Origin of the sequence: Salifodinibacter halophilus (assembly GCA_012999515.1) — a bacterium.
Taxonomy (GTDB): domain Bacteria; phylum Pseudomonadota; class Gammaproteobacteria; order Nevskiales; family Salinisphaeraceae; genus Salifodinibacter; species Salifodinibacter halophilus.
Genome location: JABEEB010000101.1, coordinates 1 through 324, shown reverse-complemented (window position 1 = coordinate 324; position 324 = coordinate 1). Strand labels below are relative to the sequence as shown.

At 71.0% G+C, this 324-nt stretch carries 1 protein-coding gene; it reads right to left on the bottom strand.

Annotation, left to right across the window (positions count from 1 at the left end):
• Positions 1-324: nitric oxide dioxygenase (locus tag HKX41_10880; protein NNC24634.1), on the bottom strand; the 324-nt coding region annotated here is incomplete at both ends.

Sequence of the window (324 nt, the reverse complement as noted above, 5' to 3'; positions counted from 1 at the left end):
GCCGCGACCACGAACTCGCGCCAACCGCTCCAGCCGCCGACCACCTGGGCCAGTTCGCCGCGCAGTTCGGCCTCGCGCCGCTGCAGCAGATCGGCCAGGAACCAATACGCCTCGCCCCACGCCGCCAGCACCTGCGGCGTGGCAGCCTCGCCGAGGGTTTCTTCGATCGCGCCGAGCAAAGCGCCGGCGACGAAGGGATAGTGCTCGGGCAGAATGTGGTAGCCCACGTGCTTCTGGGCGATGCGCCCCAGCGCGCCGGACAGCGCCGGCAGATCGTCGATATGTTGCGCGTAGGCCAGGATCGCGCCGGCCAGCGCATGCGCC